Genomic DNA, 17,249 nt, shown 5'->3' on the forward strand with positions numbered 1-17,249 from the left:
CAAAAAGGGTGTCCGAAGACACCCTGATTGTAGGAAGCAGGCGACCAGCGCCCGCTGATGGGGCGATCGCTTAGGCCTTGGCTTTCACCTTGGACATGGCGGCCTTGACCGAAGCTTCGGCTTGGGCTTGAGCGGCTTTGATGCTGGACTCTGCGCTGTCAGCCGCTTGCTTGGCCACTTTTTTCAGGGTTTCAGCAGCCGTCTGGCTGGCTTCGAAAGCGGTCTTGATGGCGGCCACAGCGGCGTCAGAGCCAGCAGGTGCGTTCTTCAAGCTGCTCTCGACCAGGCTTTTGACAGCCTTCTCGGACTCGGCCATCTTGCCCTCGACGGCCTTGGTGAACACGGCGCTGGTGCTGTTGGCGATGTCAGACAGGTGACGGCCATAAGACACCGACTTTTCGATGGCGGGCTGGACCAAAGCGGCTTGCACGGCCATCAGGTCTTGTGGGCTCTTGGCGGCCATCAGGGCTTGCATGTTGGCGAAAGACTCGCCCACAGCGGCTTTGCCAGCGGCCATGTTGAGTTCAACCAAGCGCTCGAAACCGGCAAATGCGGTTTGCGACAGGTCTGCAGCAGCAGCGATGTTGGCTTTTTGTGTGGCGGCGAATTGGTCGGCGTTGAAGTTCATGGTGTGTTCCTTGAGAGGTTTTGTTGCAATGCAGCAATTTGAACAGCATGAAGCGGCCAAAGCAATGGCAAACCCGCACTTTAGAGTCCACTCTCAAATTGGACACTTCAGCGCGCCAGGGCGCAAAAAGCCCTGCGCAAGGCCTGAGCCATCCATCACGCAGGGCCTTTGCCGGTGTGGGTGCGTCCACTCACTACACTTGGAACTCGCGCAAATTTGGCCAGAAACTTTTTAAATTTATGGAATTCATCAGTCTGTTGTTCATTTCGGCCATCGGCATTCACTGGCTCAATCTGCAGGGTCAGCGCAAACGCACCGCCTTGCTGGCCGAGCAGCTGCGCCCCTACCAAATTGAAAAGCTCATGTCGCAGCTGACCACCTCTTATATGCGGGCCTTGGGAGAGAGCGACCCCGAGCGCCAACGGCACATCTTTCAACTGCAAGAACAAGCCGAACAACAACTGGCCGCTGATTTTCAGATCCTGGCCCGCGAATTTGCCAAACTGCCGGCCCCCGTTTCGCGTGGCCTCAAACTGGCCCTGCCTTTCATTGACCAGCTCTCGCCCAAGGTTTGTTTTGACATGCGGCGCTTGCTCGAGGTGCACGCACAAGGCATCGAGCGCGCCGTGGACAACCGTGAAGGTCTGTCCGACAAGGCACGGTCATTTCGCATGATGGGCGAGATGTTTTTGATGCAGCACAGCTGCCACTGGTTTTGCCGCTCCAAAACCATCGCCTCGGCCCGCATGCTGGCCCAGCACCAAACCCGCTACGAGCAAGCGCTCGACGCGGTCAGCCCTGAAACACGCCAAGCCTATTGGGCCGTGGTTCAAGGCTAAAAAGCCAAACTTCAGCCCCAAACTTCAGCCCCAAACTTCAGCGCCGAACGCTCATCGCCCCAAGGACTTGAGCGCTGACTGCGCGATGCTGTCCGCGTCCACCGCAAAGAAGCGGCGCAGCGCAGCCCGCGTGTCGCTGCGGCCAAAGCCGTCGGTGCCCAGCGTGCTGTAGCGGCGGCCTTCGGGCACGAAGGCGCGCACGCTCTCGGGCACGGCGCGCACGTAATCGGTGGCGGCGATCACCGGGCCGCGTGTGCTGGCGAGCAGTTGCGCCAGATGTCCGGCACCCAAATGTCCACTGGCTTCCTGCGCCATGCCATCGCGGGCCAGCTCACTCCAGCTGGTGATGCTCAGCACCTCCACCCCCACACCTTGCGCGGCCAGTTGCTGCGCGGCTTTGATCACTTCAGTCAGGATCGCGCCGGAGCCCAGCAAGGACACATGCTCTGCGGCATCGCTCGGCCCGAACGCCCCAAAGCGGTAAGCACCACGCAGCACATCGGTGGCCACGCCCGCAGGCAAGTCGGGCTGGGCGTAGTTCTCGTTCATCAGGGTGATGTAATAAAACACGTCGGCTTGCTGCTCGACCATCTCGCGCATGCCCGCGTCCAAAATGACGGCCAGCTCGCCCGCGAAGGCCGGGTCGTAGGCCTTGCAGTTGGGAATGGTGGCCGCCACCAAGTGGCTGCTGCCGTCCTGGTGCTGCAGGCCCTCGCCGCCCAAGGTGGTGCGACCGGATGTGGCGCCCAGCAAAAAGCCCCGAGCCCGCTGATCGGCCGCGGCCCAGATGGCATCGCCCACGCGCTGAAAGCCGAACATCGAGTAATAAATGTAAAAGGGCAGCATGGCCAGACCGTGCACGCTGTAGCTGGTGGCCGCCGCCGTCCAGCTGGCGATGGCACCGGCCTCGCTGATGCCTTCTTCCAAAATTTGGCCGTCGGTGGCTTCGCGGTAACTCAGCACCGAGCCGATGTCTTCGGGCGCGTAGCGCTGGCCCACGCTGCTGTAAATGCCCACCTGCTTGAACAGGTTGGCCATGCCGAAAGTGCGCGCCTCGTCGGCCACGATGGGCACGATGCGCGGGCCCAAGGTGCTGTCTTTGAGCAGGTTGCCCAGCATGCGCACAAAGGCCATGGTGGTGCTCATCTCCTTGCCATCGGCCTGCAGCGCAAACTGCCCGTAGTTGGCCAGGGCCGGCACAGGCAAGCGGTCGCAAGTCGTCTCGCGCTTGGGCAAGCTGCCGCCCAAGCGGGCGCGGTGCTCGCGCAGGTAGCGCATCTCGGCGCTGTCGTCGGCGGGCTTGTAAAAGGCCAAGCCTTTGGCCTGTTCGTCGCTCAGCGGCAAATCGAAGCGGTTGCGGTACTCGATCAGGTCTTGCTCGTCGAACTTCTTTTGGCTGTGCGTGGTCATCTTGCCTTGGCCTGCGCTGCCCATGCCAAAGCCTTTTTTGGTGTGCGCCAAGATCACCGTGGGCTGGCCGCGGTGCTTGGCCGCAGCCGCATACGCCGCATGGATCTTCACGATGTCGTGGCCACCGCGCTTGAGCCGGTCGATCTGCTCGTCGGTCATGCCCTGCGCCAGCCGCGCCAGTTCTTCGTTTTGGCCAAAGAAGTTGTCGCGGTTGTAACGACCATCCTTGGCGGCAAAAGTCTGCATTTGCCCGTCCACCGTGTTGGCAAAAGCACGCAGCAAAGCGCCCGAGGTGTCACGGGCCAGAAGGCCGTCCCAGTCGCTGCCCCAGACCAGCTTGATCACGTTCCAGCCCGCACCGGCAAACAGCTTTTCCAACTCGTCGATGATGCGGCCGTTGCCGCGCACCGGGCCATCCAGGCGCTGCAAATTGCAGTTGACCACCCACACCAGGTTGTCGAGTTTTTCGCGCGCGGCCAAAGTCAGCGCGCTCATGCTCTCGGGCTCGTCCATCTCGCCATCGCCAAACACGCCCCACACCTTGCGGGCGCTGCAGTCTTGCAGCTGGCGGTGCGTCAGGTAGCGCATGAAGCGGGCGTGGTAGATCGAGCTGATCGGCCCCAAGCCCATCGAGCCGGTGGGGAACTGCCAAAAATCAGGCATCAGCCAAGGGTGCGGGTAGCTCGACAGGCCGCGTGCGCCGCTGTCCGGTGCGGTGATTTCTTGGCGGTAATGCATCAGGTCGGCCTCGCTCAAGCGGCCTTCCAGAAAAGCGCGGGCGTACACGCCGGGGGCGCTGTGCGGCTGGAAGAACACCAAGTCGCCTTGGTGCTGCTCGGTGCGGGCGTGGAAGAAATGGTGAAACCCGGTCTCGAACAAATCGGCCACGCTGGCGTAACTGGCAATGTGCCCGCCCAACTCGCCATAGGCTTGGTTGGCGCGCACCACCATGGCCAGCGCGTTCCAACGCATGATGGCCACCAGCCGTTCTTCGGTGGCCAAGTCGCCGGGAAAGTCGGGCTGATCCTCCACCGCGATGGTGTTCATGTAAGGCGTGTTCAGCTCGGGCTGCCAGCCCGTGCGCTGCTGCCGGGCCACGGTGGCCAGTTCATCCAAGATCTGGCGCGCACGCTCTGGGCCTTGGGTGCCAATGAGCGCCAACAATGCCTCGCGCCACTCGGCGGTTTCTTCGGGGTCGATGTCGAGGGCTTGCAACATCGCATTCATATGGGGTTCGTAAGGTGCGTTCATGCACTTGACTCTACACAGGCCAGCGGCGCATGTGCTGCGTATTTGAATGACTTTAATCCATATTTAAAGCACAATATTCCGAAATAATTGAAAATTCAGCACATGATTCTAGACAACGTGGATTTAAAGATATTGGACGAATTGCAGCGCGATGGCTCGCTGTCGAATGTCACGCTGGCCAAACGCATTGGCCTGTCGCCCTCGCCGTGCCTCGCCCGTGTGAAGGCGCTGGAGTCGGGCGGCGTGATCCAGCGCTATGTGGCGCTGGCCAGTGCGGCGGCGCTGGGGCTGGGCCTGACGGTCTTCATCTCGATCAGCCTCAAGACCCAAAGCAAAGAAACCTTGGCCGACTTTGAAGCGCACATCGCGCGGCACGATGAGGTGATGGAGTGCTATTTGATGACCGGCGACAGCGACTACCTGCTGCGCGTGGCCGTGCGCGACATGGCGGCGCTCGAGCGCTTCATCTTGGAGCAGCTCTCACCGATTCCGGGGGTGGAAAAAATCCGCTCCAGCTTTGCGCTCAAGCAGGTGCGCTACAAAACGGCGCTGCCGCTGGGTTTGGGTTGAGGGTACTGAGGGCTCACACCCGGATCGAGAAACCACCGTCCACTGCCAAACACTGGCCGGTGATGTATTGGGCTTCATCCGACGCCAAAAAAGCGGCCGCCTTGGCAATGTCCCAGCCTGTGCCCATGCGGCCGGTGGGGCACATCGCGTTGCGCTTTTCCACCATCTCTTCGTGCGAGGCGTACTGGCCCGCAATGGCTTTGTAGATGTGGGGCGTGTCCATCATGCCGGGCATGATGGCGTTGACCCGGATGCCCTTGCGCGCGTATTCGAGTGCCATCGACGCGGTCAGGTGGTTCACCGCCGCCTTGCTGGCGTAATACGCCGGGTACGGGTAGCCGGTGTAACGGATCGCGGCCAACGATGAGATGTTGACAATCGCACCCTTGCCCTGCCGCACCATCACGGGCAGTACCGCCTGGCAAGTGAGGAACACGCTCTTGAGGTTCACATCCATCGCGTGGTCCCACTCCCCCTCATTGAGCGTTTCCATGGTGCCCATGGCGGGCAAGCCCACGTTGTTGTGCAGCACATCAATGCGCCCGAAATGCGCCACGATCTCATTCATGACCGCATTCACTTCGTCGCGCTGGGTCACGTCGCAGCGCCAGGCCACCGCCGTGCCGCCTTCTGCGCGGATCAGGTCCACTGTGGCCTGCGCAGCGTCCAACTCGATGTCGATGGCCGCAATCGTCGCCCCATCACGCGCGTATTGCACCGCCGCCGCCTTGCCGTTGCCCCAACCGGGACCCACCGAACCGGCACCGCACACCACGGCCACACGGCCATCAAATCGCAAAGCCATGTCTTGAACTCCCAGGAAAAAACAGCCAGAAAAGCTTTTTTAGCGCCCACCGATCACGGACGGCAACCACAATGAAACAGAGGGCACAAAGGTGATCAACAACACGACGCCAATGGCTGCGGCCAAGAAGGGCAGCACTTCCCGGTTGACCTCGTCCGACCGCGCCCCAGCTATCAGCGCACCAATGGACAGGCTGATGGCCACCGGCGGCGTGATCAGCCCGATGAGCAAATTGATGCCAACGATCATCGAAAAATGGTAAGGGTCAATGCCGAATTTGGCCGCCACGGGGTACAGCACCGGGCACAGCAACACCAAAGACGGGCCGTTTTCCATGAAGGTGCCCACCAGCAGCAGCAGCACGTTGACCAACAACAAGAACAGTATTGGGCTGCCGATCGAGCCGAGCATCCATTCGGCAATGCGCTGAGGCGCTTGCTCGTACGCCAGGAACCAAGACACCACTTGGGCCCCACCCAAAATGATCATGATGACGGCCGTACCGCGTGCAGACCCCACCAGCGCCAGCCAGAGCTTGCGCATGTTCAGTTGGCGGTGAATGAAAAAACCCACCAGCAGCGCATACACCACCGCCACCGCCGACGACTCGGTCACGTTAAAAATGCCCGAGCGGATACCCACGATCAAAAACACCGGCATCGCCAGCGCCCAAAAGGCCAGCTTGAACTCGCGCCAAATGCCCGCCAAGTTCACCGCCTCGGCCGCTGGATAGCCACGGCGCCTGCTGATCACCACCGCCACCAGCATGATGGCGCTGGCGTACAACACGCCCGGAATCACGGCGGCAATGAACAGCTTGAGCGGTGACAAATTGGTCAACACACTGATCATCAAAAACGTGATGGACGGCGGAATGATCGGCCCCACCACGTTGGCGGCCGCTGTCAGCGCCGCCGAAAAGCCCCGCCCATAACCCGCTTTGATCATGGAAGGGATCAGCACCTTGCCCAGCGCCGAAGTGTCGGCAATGGCCGAGCCCGAAATACCCGACATGAGCGTGGCCGAAGCCACGTTGGTCATGGCCAAACCGCCACGGAAACGACCAAACACCGCATTGCAAAAACCCAGCAAACGGTCGGTCATGCCGCCCTGTGACATGAGCTCCCCGGCCAACAAAAACAGGGGGATGGCCAGCAGCAAAAAGCTGTCCAGCCCCTGATAAACCTGCTGGGGCACAATCATCAAATCAATGTCACCGACAAACACCACCGCGATCGTTGCCGACAGCACCAGCGCAAACGCGACAGGCACCGCCAAAAGCAACAGCACTGTCAAAGACAGCAACAGCACACCAAGCATCGTCATCTGGGTATCACTCCACCGGCAAGATCGAATCGACGGCTGGCGTTTGACCGCCTAGCCGCGCAAGCGTTAAGACGAGCGCCAACAGCACCGCACCAACGGCCATGGCCGAATAAGGGATCGCCATCGGAATTTCCAACGCGGCTGACTCCTGCTCGGCATTGAGCATCGCGAACCGCATGCCCGCCCAACCCAGCACGCCCGCGGTGGTCATCACCGCCATATCTCGCAAGGCAAGCAAAACCACTTTCACGCGCGGTGACACCGAGTTGACCAAGGCGCCGACCGCCACATGCCCACCTTCACGCAGGCACGCGCCTGTGCCGAGCATCGCCATCCATGCGACCATCATCCGCGCAACCTCTTCCGTCCAAGCGGGTGCTCGGCCGACCACGTAGCGTCCGAACACTTGGTAGAACAGGGCCAAGGTGACCGTCAGCAGCATCAGGCCGAGGATCGCATCCAGCGTGCGCTCGATGCGTATCGCCCACGCGATGAACGCATTCGGCACCCCGAGGCCCAGCCCAAGCGACCCTGCCTGGGGTGAGCCGCTTGCGGTCTTTTCAACCCCCTGAATCACTTGACGGCCGCGAACTTGGCCGCCCATGGGGCAAGGTCTGGGAACTCCTTGGCGATGCCACCGAGTCGGCTGCGGATCGACTCACGGTCAATGTCGCTGAACTGCATGCCCGACTTGGACAGCTTGTCGCGCAAACTGCTTTCCAGCTTCGCCATCTTGTCGCTGGCCTCCAGCATCACCTTGTCGCCCTCTTCTTTGAGCAAGGTCTGCACATCGGCGGGCAAACGCTTGAAACGCGCATCCGAGTAGATCCAGGTCATCGCACCAATGATGTGGCGGGTGTCAATCGCGAATTTTTGAACTTCATTGAACTTGAAGTTGTCGATGAACTCCAAGGGGTTCTCTTGGCCGTCCACCACGCCCTGTTGCAGCGAAGTGAACAGTTCGGCAGCGCCCATCGGCACAGGGCTCGCACCGAGCAGATCCCAAGTCATCCGGTACATCTTGAGTGGCGGCACGCGCAGCTTCAGGCCTTTGATGTCGTTGACCGTCCTGACGGGCTTGTTGGAAGTCAGCCAGCGCGCACCGCGGTAGCCCGCGCCGACGATTCGGAATGAGCTCTTCTTGGCGACCTCTTCAATGAACTCGGCGCCAACTGGGCCGAAATACACTTTCTTGAAGTGGTCCAGGTCGCGGATCAAGTAGGGATAAGCCTCCAAACCGGGCAAGGGGTTGTAGCGGTCCAGCGTACCAATCGACTGCAACACGATGTCGTTGGTGCCGATTTTCAGGCCCTCGATCGAGGCAGGCCAATCGCCGGTTGAACCACTGGCCGCGATCTGGATTTTCACCCTGCCGCCCGAGCGCGTTTCGACCGCTTTGGCATAAGCCTCAGCGGTTTCAAACCAAATGTTGCCGGGGTTGTAAACGTGCGCCATTTTGAGGACGATGGGCGCCTGCGCCCATGCTGGCGCTGCAGGAAGGCTGGCCACCACGGCTGTCGCGCCAATGGCCTTGAGCAATTCACGTTTGTTCGACTTCAACATTTTGCAGGTCTCCTGAATGGGTTAAATATTTAGTGGCAAATTTTGTGTTTTTCCCACTTGAATCAGTATGTCACCCGATACCCACATGCCAAAAAGGGAAAACCCTGTAGACAGTCCCCAACAAGACGGCCGGAGTTACTTGCGTGACACAGCGCGACCTTTAAGCCCTGCGGCTTGGCGCAATGAGGACAGACACGGTGTGATTTTTTGGCGACTTTGAATGCCGCTTGGTTGGCGCTTTTTATTCAGCCACCCGCACGCGCTTTCAAATAAGGCCCCACCTGATGGCGGCTGGTGCGTTGCAGGCCCATCAGCAAAGCGTGGTCGGGCTGCTGGCAGCCGTAGCGGGTTTTCAGGTCGTGCTGCATCTGCGCCAGCAAATGCGCGGCCATCTCGGCATCGGCCAGGGCCCGGTGCGCACGGCCTGACGCAGGCAAATGGTGCAGCGCGGCCAGCGTGCCCAGCTTGTGGTTGGGCGCTTGCGGGTAAAGGCGGCGCGACAGCAGCACGGTGCACGCAAAAGGGTGCGATGCGTCCTGTCCGCAACGGGCCAGCTCGGCCTGCCAGAATTTTTTGTCAAAGGCCGCGTTGTGCGCCACCATCGGCCGCCCGCCCACAAAGCGCGCCGCCTCGCGCATCACCTGCTCGGCCGGGGCAGCGGCCTGCACCATCTCGTTGGTGATGCCCGTGAGCTGGGTGATGAAACTGTTCACCCGCACCCCGGCGTTCATCAGGCTCTGGTAACGGTCCACCACCTGCCCGCCTTCGAGCATGACAATGGCCACCTCGGTGGCGCGGTCGCCCATATTGGGCGAGATGCCGGTGGTTTCGAAGTCGATGATGGCGATGGGGGACATGGATGGGGTAGCGGCAGGCATTCGGAGGAACGGTTCAAGCTTATCCGAAGGCCATGCCAGCCGCGCCGCAAAGACCTGCACAATGCGACAGAAACTTCATTCGCTCACGCCCATGCACCCCGGCCCCCTCCTCTTCTGCGGCGACCCGCACGGCCAATGGCAGCACATCATCGATGCCGCTTTGCAAACTCAGGCCCGCGCCGTCATCCTGCTGGGCGACTTGGAGCCGGCCCGGCCGCTGCACATCGAGCTGGAAGCGATTTGGGAGCGCGTCTGGTTCATCCACGGCAACCACGACACCGACCATGCGGGCAACTTTGGCAACGTGTGGCACGACGAAGTGAGCGAGCGCAGCCTGCACGGCCGTGTGGTCACGCTGCCCTGCGGCACGCGCATCGCCGGGCTGGGCGGTGTGTTTCGCGGGGCGGTGTGGTACCCCAAAGACCCGCAAGCGCCCAAGTTTCGCAATCGCGAAGACCACGCCCGCGTCACCCCGCACCAAGACCGCTGGCAAGGCAGCGTGCACCTCAAGCACTGGTCCAGCATCTACCCCGACGAGGTGGAACAACTGGCCACGCAACAAGCCGACATACTCATCACCCACGAAGCACCCGGCTACCACGAGCACGGCTTCAAACCGCTGGACACACTGGCCCGCCGCATGGGCGTGCGCATGACGGTACACGGCCACCAACACGACAACCTCGACAGCAGCGCCCTATGGAACGCACAAGGATTTAAAAGCTTTGGGGTGGGGCTGCGGGGGGTGATGGCAGTGAATGCACTGGGACAAGCTCGGCCTCTGGTCGCGGGCATTGTGGACGACAAGACTGCGTAGTTGGAGATGGAGAGGTGCCGAAGGCAAAGCGCCCCCGTCACCCCACTGGGTCGCATGCTCCACGAATCTCACCAAGGCAGCCAGCCCATGAGCATGGTTTTACAGCTCAACACAGCGGTCGCATCGCTTCGGTCGATTCAGTCCAAGCGGTATTGCGCCGCCAACTTCACAAAGCCCTGCACATCGGGGTCGAGTCCGGTTTCGGACTGCAAGATGTCGCCCACGGCAGGCGCTGTTTGCGCGGCCAGTCGGGCATCTAAAAACAGCAATCGTGATCGGCGGGCCAGCACGTCTTCCACGCTCAGTGCGTATTCGTAACGGGCCGCAAAGCGCACCATGGCTTCGCTCAGGCTCGGGGTCAGCCAGTGGTTGGCGCCGGGCAGTTGGGCCAGCCAGGCTTGTTCGCTGCCATAGCTGTGCGCACCTTCGGGCTCGCCGAGGGACACCGCGGGGCCAGCCCCCACTCCCACCATGCCCACCGCCCCTACCAGTGGCAGGTGCGCGGTTTGTGCCGGTCCGCGTGGCAGCAGGCGTGCGTGGTCCACACACTTTTGCAGCACGTCTTCGGCCATGGCGCGGTAGGTGGTCCATTTGCCGCCGGTCACCGTGACCAGGCCAGAGCGGCTGACGACCACGGTGTGCTCGCGGCTCAGGGCTTTGGTGTGGTCGCCATCGCTTTGCGGCGGTTTGACCAAGGGACGCAAACCGACCCAAATGCTTTTGACATCGTGGCGCCCCGGTGCGCGCTTCAAATAGCGCGCAGACTCTTGCAAGATGAAGTCAATTTCGGCTTCAAAAGCCAGCGGCTCGCGCGCCAAATCGTCACGCGGTGTGTCGGTGGTGCCCAAGATCACTTGGCCCAACCAAGGCACGGCAAACAGCACGCGGCCATCGGCGGTTTTGGGCACCATCAGGGCCTCTGGGTTGGGCCAAAAACTTTTGTCCACCACCAGGTGCACGCCCTGACTGGGGGCCACCATGGCTTGCGTGCTGCCGTCTTGCTCGCGCAGCGCGTCCACCCACACCCCCGTGGCATTGACCACGCAACGCGCCTGAATCTCGTGTGTTTGGTTGGTGAGGGTGTCGGTGCATTGCAAGCCAGACACTTGGCCTTCGGTGTAGCGCAGGCGATCAGCCCGCATGCGGTTGAGCAGCAAGGCCCCTTGGCCCGCCGCGCTGCGCGCCAGCGCCAGCGCCAGCTTGGCATCGTTGAACTGCCCGTCCCAATACTTCACGCCGCCACGCAATCCCTCAGCTTGCACCGTTGGCAAGCAGGCCAGCGTGTCTTGGCGCGACAAAAATTCGGTGCGCCCCAAGCCGGATGCGCCGGCCAAGGCGTCGTACACCTTGAGGCCGATGCCGTAAAACGGCTTTTCCCACCAGGCATAGGTGGGCATGACAAAGGGCAGCGCTTGGGCCAGGTGCGGGGCGTTGCGCAGCAAGGTGCTGCGCTCGTGCAAAGCTTCGCGCACCAAATACAGCTTGCCTTGGGCCAAATACCGCACGCCGCCGTGCACCAATTTGGTCGACCGCGAAGAGGTGCCTTTGGCAAAGTCGTCTGATTCCACCAAGACCACGCGGTAACCGCGCGAGGCCGCGTCCAAGGCCAAACCCAAGCCCGTGGCGCCACCGCCCACAACGGCCAGGTCATAGACGGTGTCGGCCTGCAACTGCGCCACAAGGTCAACACGGCGGGTGGGCAGGGGTGGCGAAAGGGGGGGCAGGGTCTGCATGGATTAAAGTGGCTTGATCCCACAGATTATGGTTCGATACGCCCATGACTTACCTTCTCGCCCTTGACCAAGGCACCTCCAGTTCGCGCAGCATCGTGTTCAATGCTCAGGGCCAGATCATGGCCATGGCGCAGCAAGAGATCACGCAGATCTACCCCCAGCCCGGCTGGGTGGAGCACGACCCGATGCAGATTTGGCAAACCCAGCTGGCCACGGCCGTTGAGGCGCTGGCCAAAAGCGGCATCAGCGCAGCCCAAGTGTCGGCGCTGGGCATCACCAACCAACGCGAAACCACAGTGGTGTGGCACAAAGGCACGGGCCAGCCGATTCACAACGCCATCGTGTGGCAAGACCGCCGCACCGAGCCGGCTTGCGCGGCCCTGCGCGAACAAGGGCTGGCGGACACCATCCAGGCCAAAACCGGCTTGCTGGTGGACGCGTATTTTTCAGGCACCAAGCTGCAATGGCTTTTGGACCACGTGCCCAACGCACGGGCACAAGCAGAGCGCGGCGAGCTGCTGTTTGGCACGGTGGACAGCTGGCTCATGTGGCAGCTGAGCGGTGGCGCGGTGCATGCCACCGATGTGAGCAACGCTTCGCGCACGATGCTGTTCAACATTCACACCCACCAATGGGACACCGACTTGCTGGCGGCCTTGCGCATCCCGCCCGCCATGATGCCCACGGTGCAAGCCTCTAGCGCGGTGTATGGCCAGGTGCGCCCAGAGCTGCTGGGCCACGCCATCACGATCGGCGGGGTGGCGGGCGACCAACAAAGCGCCTTGTTTGGCCAGGCTTGCTTTGGCGCGGGCATGGCCAAAAACACCTATGGCACCGGCTGCTTCATGCTCATGCACACGGGCCACACGGCCATGCATTCGCAAAATGGCTTGATCACCACCAGCGCGGCCCAAGTGAGGGCACAACCCAAGAGCGCGCCGCAGTTTGCTTTGGAGGGCAGCGTGTTTGTGGGCGGTGCCGTGGTGCAGTGGCTGCGCGATGGCCTGGGCGCCATCCGCCACAGCAGCGAGGTGCAAGCTTTGGCCGAAAGCGTGCCCGACTCGGGCGGCGTGATGGTGGTGCCCGCCTTCACCGGGCTGGGTGCGCCCTATTGGAGACCGGATGCACGCGGCTCCATCACAGGCCTGACGCGTGGCAGCACCGTGGCACACATTGCGCGTGCGGCCCTGGAGAGCATCGCCTTTCAAAGCGCGGCTTTGCTGCAAGCCATGGGCCGCGATCTGGCACAGGCGGGCGTGCCCCCGATGCAAGAGCTGCGTGTGGACGGCGGCGCGTGCGTGAACAACTTGCTCATGCAGTTTCAGGCCGACTTGCTGGGGCTGGATGTGGTGCGCCCCGAAGTGACCGAGACCACCGCATTGGGCGCGGCGTATTTGGCAGGCTTATCGACGGGCGTCTACGCCAGCACAGACGAGTTGAGCGCGCAATGGCGCGTGGAACGGCGCTTCAGCCCGCAACGCCTGCCCGACTTCGCCGCCGAACAAATGGCGCTGTGGGAACACGCGGTGCGCAAGACGGTGCTTTGAAACTCAAATATCGATGTTCCCCGCCCGCAGCGCGTTGCTCTCGATGAAGTGGCGACGTGGCTCGACCTCGTCGCCCATGAGCATGGTGAACACGCGGTCGGCTTCGATGGCGTCGTCGATCTGCACGCGCAGCAGACGGCGCACGGTGGGGTCCATGGTGGTTTCCCACAGTTGGGCGGGGTTCATCTCGCCCAGACCTTTGTAGCGCTGACGGCTGGTGGTGCGTTCGGCTTCGCTGATGAGCCAATGCATGGCCTGGCGGAAGTCGCCCACTTTTTCTTCTTTCTGGCGCTCGCCTTCACCGCGTGTGGCTTTGGCACCTTCGCTCAGCAACCCGCGGAAGGTCTCGGCCGCTTCGGCCAATGCGCCGTAGTCGGCACCGTGCACAAAGTCTTGCGTGATGATGCTGCTCTTGATGTTGCCGTGGTGGCGGCGGCTGATGCGCAGGATCGGTTTGTCGGTGCGCACGTCAAACTCGGCGGTCACTTCGGCAGGAATGCCGGTGGTGTTCAGTTCGCGCAGCTTGGCTTGCAGTGCGGGCGCGCAAGCGGCCGCCAGCTCCATGTTGTCGAGGTTGAGCGACACGCCGTCGGCCATGGCGCGCAGGGCTTCGGCGTCCATGAAGTTGGACAAACGTGCAATGACGTGTTCGGCCACTTGGTGCTTGCGGGCCAGGGCTTCAAGGGTTTCGCCCGTGAGCACTTGCGGCGCAGCGCCGCCGGTGCTGATGCTGGCGTCCTTGAGCGCGATGCGCAGCAAAAAGCCGTCGAGCGCCGGGCCGTCTTTGAGGTACAGCTCTTCTTTGCCGGCCTTGACTTTGTAGAGCGGCGGCTGGGCAATGTAGATGTGACCGCGCTCCACCAAATCAGGCATCTGACGGTAGAAGAAGGTGAGCAGCAATGTGCGGATGTGCGCGCCGTCCACGTCGGCATCGGTCATGATGATGATGCGGTGGTAGCGCAGTTTGTCGACGTTGAAGTCGTCGGTGCCGCTCTTGCCGGATTCGGCGCTGGCCTTGCCAATGCCGGTGCCAAGCGCGGTGATGAGCGTGACGATTTCGTTGCTGGTGAGCAGCTTTTCGTAGCGGGCTTTTTCGACGTTCAGGATCTTGCCGCGCAGGGGCAGGATGGCCTGGAATTTACGGTCGCGGCCTTGTTTGGCCGAGCCGCCAGCGGAGTCACCCTCGACGATGTAGATTTCGCACAGGGCCGGGTCTTTTTCTTGGCAGTCGGCCAATTTACCGGGCAGGCCCATGCCGTCGAGCACGCCTTTGCGGCGTGTCATTTCGCGGGCTTTGCGAGCGGCTTCTCGGGCACGGGCGGCTTCCACGATCTTGCCGCAGATGATCTTGGCGTCGTTCGGGCGCTCTTCCAAAAAGTCGGTCAGGGCTTTGGCCACGATGTCTTCCACCGGGGCACGCACTTCGCTCGACACCAGCTTGTCTTTGGTCTGGCTGGAGAACTTGGGCTCGGGCACTTTCACGCTCAGCACGCAGCACAGGCCTTCGCGCATGTCGTCGCCGCTGACTTCGACTTTTTGCTTTTTGGCGATCTCGTTTTTCTCGATGTACTTGGCAATCACGCGGGTCATCGCGGCCCGCAGGCCGGTGAGGTGGGTGCCACCATCACGCTGCGGGATGTTGTTGGTGAAGCACAGCACGTTTTCGTTGTAGCCGTCGTTCCACTGCATGGCCACTTCGACACCGATGCTGGTGCCCGGGATGCCGCCGTAGCTGTCGGCCGGGCGCTCGCCATTGGCATGGAAGGCGTTGGGGTGCAACACTTTCTTGTTAGCGTTGATGAAGTCGACAAAACCTTTGACGCCACCGGCGCCCGAGAAGTCGTCTTCTTTGCCGCTGCGTTCGTCTTTCAGGCGAATGCGCACGCCGTTGTTGAGGAAGGACAGTTCGCGCAAACGCTTGGCCAAAATCTCGTAATGGAAGTCGGTGTTTTGCGTGAAGATTTCCACGTCGGGCAAGAAGTGGACTTCGGTGCCGCGCTTGTCGGTGGCGCCCGTCACGCGCATGGGCGAGACTTCCACGCCGTCCACGGTTTCGAGCAAACGGTTTTGCACAAAACCTTTGGCAAAGTCGATCTGGTGCACTTTGCCTTCGCGGCGCACCGTCAGGCGCAGCCATTTGCTCAAAGCGTTCACGCAAGACACGCCCACGCCGTGCAGGCCGCCCGAGACTTTGTAGCTGTTCTGGTTGAACTTGCCACCCGCGTGCAGTTCGGTCAGCGCAATTTCGGAGGCGCTGCGCTTGGGCTCGTGCTTGTCGTCCATCTTCACGCCCGTGGGGATGCCACGGCCGTTGTCGGTGACGGAAATCGAGTTGTCGGAGTGGATGGTGACGACGATGTCGTCACAGTGGCCCGCCAGTGCTTCGTCAATCGAGTTGTCCACGACCTCGAACACCAAGTGGTGAAGGCCCGTGCCGTCAGAGGTGTCACCGATGTACATGCCGGGGCGTTTGCGCACCGCTTCCAGGCCTTCCAGGATCTGGATGGAGCCTTCGCCATAGCCTTCGGATGCGCCCGCCTGGTTGGCGTCGATCTTGGGTTGTGCGGTGGTGAAAGCGTCTTCGCTGGGCTTGATGTCGTCGGTCATGTTCAATTTTCTCTGTCGCTTGAATGGCCGAAACCCGCGAGGGGTCGCGGGTTTCGATAAGGTCTATTGCCGTAGGGCGCTGGCCTTAAATGCGCATGGGCATCACCACATATTTGAAGTTGTCGTTTTCTGGAATCGTGATCAGCGCCGAGCTGTTGCCGTCGGCCAAGTCGATGCGAACCATATCCTGGCCCATGTTGGCCAGAACGTCGATGATGTAGGTCACGTTGAAACCGATTTCGATGGCGTCGCCACCGTAATCGATGTCGAGTTCATCCACGGCTTCTTCTTGTTCGGCATTGGTCGACGCCACACGCAAAGTGCCTGGCTCCAGGTTCAGGCGCACGCCTTTGAACTTGTCGCTGGTCAAGATGGCGGTGCGTTGCAAGCAGGACAACAGCGCCTGGCGGCCCAGCGTCAGGTTGTTGCGGTGACCCTTGGGGATGACGCGGTTGTAGTCGGGGAACTTGCCCTCGACCAGCTTGGTCACGAACTCCATGCCGTCAAAGCTGAACTTGGCCTGGTTGTTGGCGAATTGCATCTCGATCGCGCCATCGGCATCGGACAGCAAGCGTTGCAACTCAAGCACGGTCTTGCGCGGCAAGATGACTTCTTGTTTGGTGGGCACCTCCACATCGAGCGTGGCGGCTGTGAAAGCCAAGCGGTGGCCGTCGGTGGCCACCAGGCTCAGGCGGTTGCCTTCAGCCACAAACAAGATGCCGTTGAGGTAGTAACGGATGTCGTGCACGGCCATGGCAAACGAGACCTGTCCCAGCAGTTGCTTGAGGGTCTTTTGCGGCACGCTGAACACAGGGCCGAAGCTGGCGGCTTCTTGCACCAGCGGAAAGTCTTCGGCCGGCAAAGTCTGCAAAGTGAACTTGGACTTGCCGCCCTTCAAGATCAGTTTGGCTTGCGACGATTCCAGACTCACGGTCTGGTCGGCAGGCATGGTGCGCAAGATGTCGATGAGTTTGCGCGCGCCCACGGTGGTGGTGAAGTCGCCTGGGTCGCCTTCCATCTCGGCCGTCGTGCGGATCTGGATTTCGAGGTCACTGGTGGTCAGTTGCAATGCGTGACCGGTTTTGCGGATCAGCACGTTGGCCAGTACGGGCAATGTGTGACGGCGCTCCACAATGCCGGACACGGATTGCAGAACCGACAGCAATTTGTCTTGGGTGGCCTTCAGGACGATCATTTGTCTACCTTTGGTGGTTTTTATCGTCTCAGATCAAATCTGGACGAAATTTTCGCTACAGGGTGCATTTTCGCCGCTTT

General features: G+C 61.4%; 14 protein-coding genes. 4 read left to right on the forward strand and 10 right to left on the reverse strand.

The window, feature by feature from the left end:
* Positions 1-70: 70 nt before the first annotated feature.
* A complete protein-coding gene (locus B472_RS08440; protein ID WP_019426784.1) occupies positions 71-628 on the reverse strand; it encodes a phasin family protein in 558 nt (185 codons plus the stop codon).
* Between the two features lie 239 nt (positions 629-867).
* Between B472_RS08440 and B472_RS08445 the strand changes: the two genes are divergently transcribed.
* Positions 868-1,467, forward strand: coding sequence for a hypothetical protein (locus tag B472_RS08445; protein WP_026039500.1), 600 nt, complete (start codon positions 868-870; stop codon positions 1,465-1,467).
* Between the two features lie 51 nt (positions 1,468-1,518).
* Here B472_RS08445 and mdeB read toward each other — a convergent pair whose 3' ends face one another.
* The gene (mdeB, locus tag B472_RS08450) at positions 1,519-4,128 is read right to left on the reverse strand and encodes an alpha-ketoglutarate dehydrogenase (RefSeq protein ID WP_026039501.1); all 2,610 of its coding nucleotides are present in this window, start codon (positions 4,126-4,128) and stop codon (positions 1,519-1,521) included.
* 102 nt (positions 4,129-4,230) lie between these two features.
* Here mdeB and B472_RS08455 point away from each other — a divergent pair, with 102 nt between their 5' ends.
* Positions 4,231-4,698, forward strand: a complete 468-nt coding sequence (locus tag B472_RS08455; RefSeq protein ID WP_026039502.1) for an Lrp/AsnC family transcriptional regulator — start codon at positions 4,231-4,233, stop codon at positions 4,696-4,698.
* A 13-nt stretch (positions 4,699-4,711) separates the two neighbouring features.
* Here B472_RS08455 and B472_RS08460 read toward each other — a convergent pair whose 3' ends face one another.
* From B472_RS08460 to B472_RS08480, 5 genes are all read right to left on the reverse strand, one after another.
* Positions 4,712-5,503 (reverse strand): SDR family NAD(P)-dependent oxidoreductase, encoded by a 792-nt coding sequence (locus B472_RS08460; protein WP_019426788.1) that lies wholly within the window; start codon positions 5,501-5,503, stop codon positions 4,712-4,714.
* 39 nt (positions 5,504-5,542) lie between these two features.
* Complete coding sequence (locus B472_RS08465) at positions 5,543-6,829, reverse strand: TRAP transporter large permease (protein ID WP_019426789.1); 1,287 nt, start codon at positions 6,827-6,829, stop codon at positions 5,543-5,545.
* 7 nt (positions 6,830-6,836) lie between these two features.
* Positions 6,837-7,433, reverse strand: coding sequence for a TRAP transporter small permease (locus B472_RS08470; protein ID WP_019426790.1), 597 nt, complete (start codon positions 7,431-7,433; stop codon positions 6,837-6,839).
* The gene (locus B472_RS08475) at positions 7,403-8,392 is read right to left on the reverse strand and encodes a TRAP transporter substrate-binding protein (RefSeq protein WP_019426791.1); all 990 of its coding nucleotides are present in this window, start codon (positions 8,390-8,392) and stop codon (positions 7,403-7,405) included. Before B472_RS08475 ends, B472_RS08470 begins: the two co-directional genes overlap by 31 nt.
* Positions 8,393-8,637: 245 nt before the next feature.
* Complete coding sequence (locus tag B472_RS08480; protein ID WP_019426792.1) at positions 8,638-9,249, reverse strand: PolC-type DNA polymerase III; 612 nt, start codon at positions 9,247-9,249, stop codon at positions 8,638-8,640.
* A gap of 82 nt (positions 9,250-9,331) precedes the next feature.
* Between B472_RS08480 and B472_RS08485 the strand changes: the two genes are divergently transcribed.
* Complete coding sequence (locus B472_RS08485) at positions 9,332-10,087, forward strand: metallophosphoesterase (RefSeq protein WP_238147414.1); 756 nt, start codon at positions 9,332-9,334, stop codon at positions 10,085-10,087.
* 137 nt (positions 10,088-10,224) lie between these two features.
* Here the strand turns inward: B472_RS08485 and B472_RS08490 are convergent, their stop codons facing one another.
* The gene (locus B472_RS08490; protein ID WP_019426794.1) at positions 10,225-11,820 is read right to left on the reverse strand and encodes a glycerol-3-phosphate dehydrogenase/oxidase; all 1,596 of its coding nucleotides are present in this window, start codon (positions 11,818-11,820) and stop codon (positions 10,225-10,227) included.
* A gap of 44 nt (positions 11,821-11,864) precedes the next feature.
* Here B472_RS08490 and glpK point away from each other — a divergent pair, with 44 nt between their 5' ends.
* The gene (gene glpK / locus B472_RS08495) at positions 11,865-13,367 is read left to right on the forward strand and encodes a glycerol kinase GlpK (protein ID WP_019426795.1); all 1,503 of its coding nucleotides are present in this window, start codon (positions 11,865-11,867) and stop codon (positions 13,365-13,367) included.
* A 3-nt stretch (positions 13,368-13,370) separates the two neighbouring features.
* Here glpK and gyrB read toward each other — a convergent pair whose 3' ends face one another.
* Both gyrB and dnaN read right to left on the reverse strand, forming a co-directional pair.
* Complete coding sequence (gene gyrB / locus B472_RS08500; protein WP_019426796.1) at positions 13,371-15,974, reverse strand: DNA topoisomerase (ATP-hydrolyzing) subunit B; 2,604 nt, start codon at positions 15,972-15,974, stop codon at positions 13,371-13,373.
* Positions 15,975-16,059: 85 nt separating this feature from the next.
* On the reverse strand, positions 16,060-17,169 hold the full coding sequence (dnaN, locus tag B472_RS08505; protein WP_019426797.1) for a DNA polymerase III subunit beta: 1,110 nt from the start codon (positions 17,167-17,169) through the stop codon (positions 16,060-16,062).
* Positions 17,170-17,249 lie beyond the last annotated feature (80 nt).

This window comes from Limnohabitans sp. Rim28 (assembly GCF_000293865.2).
GTDB lineage: Bacteria > Pseudomonadota > Gammaproteobacteria > Burkholderiales > Burkholderiaceae_C > Limnohabitans_A.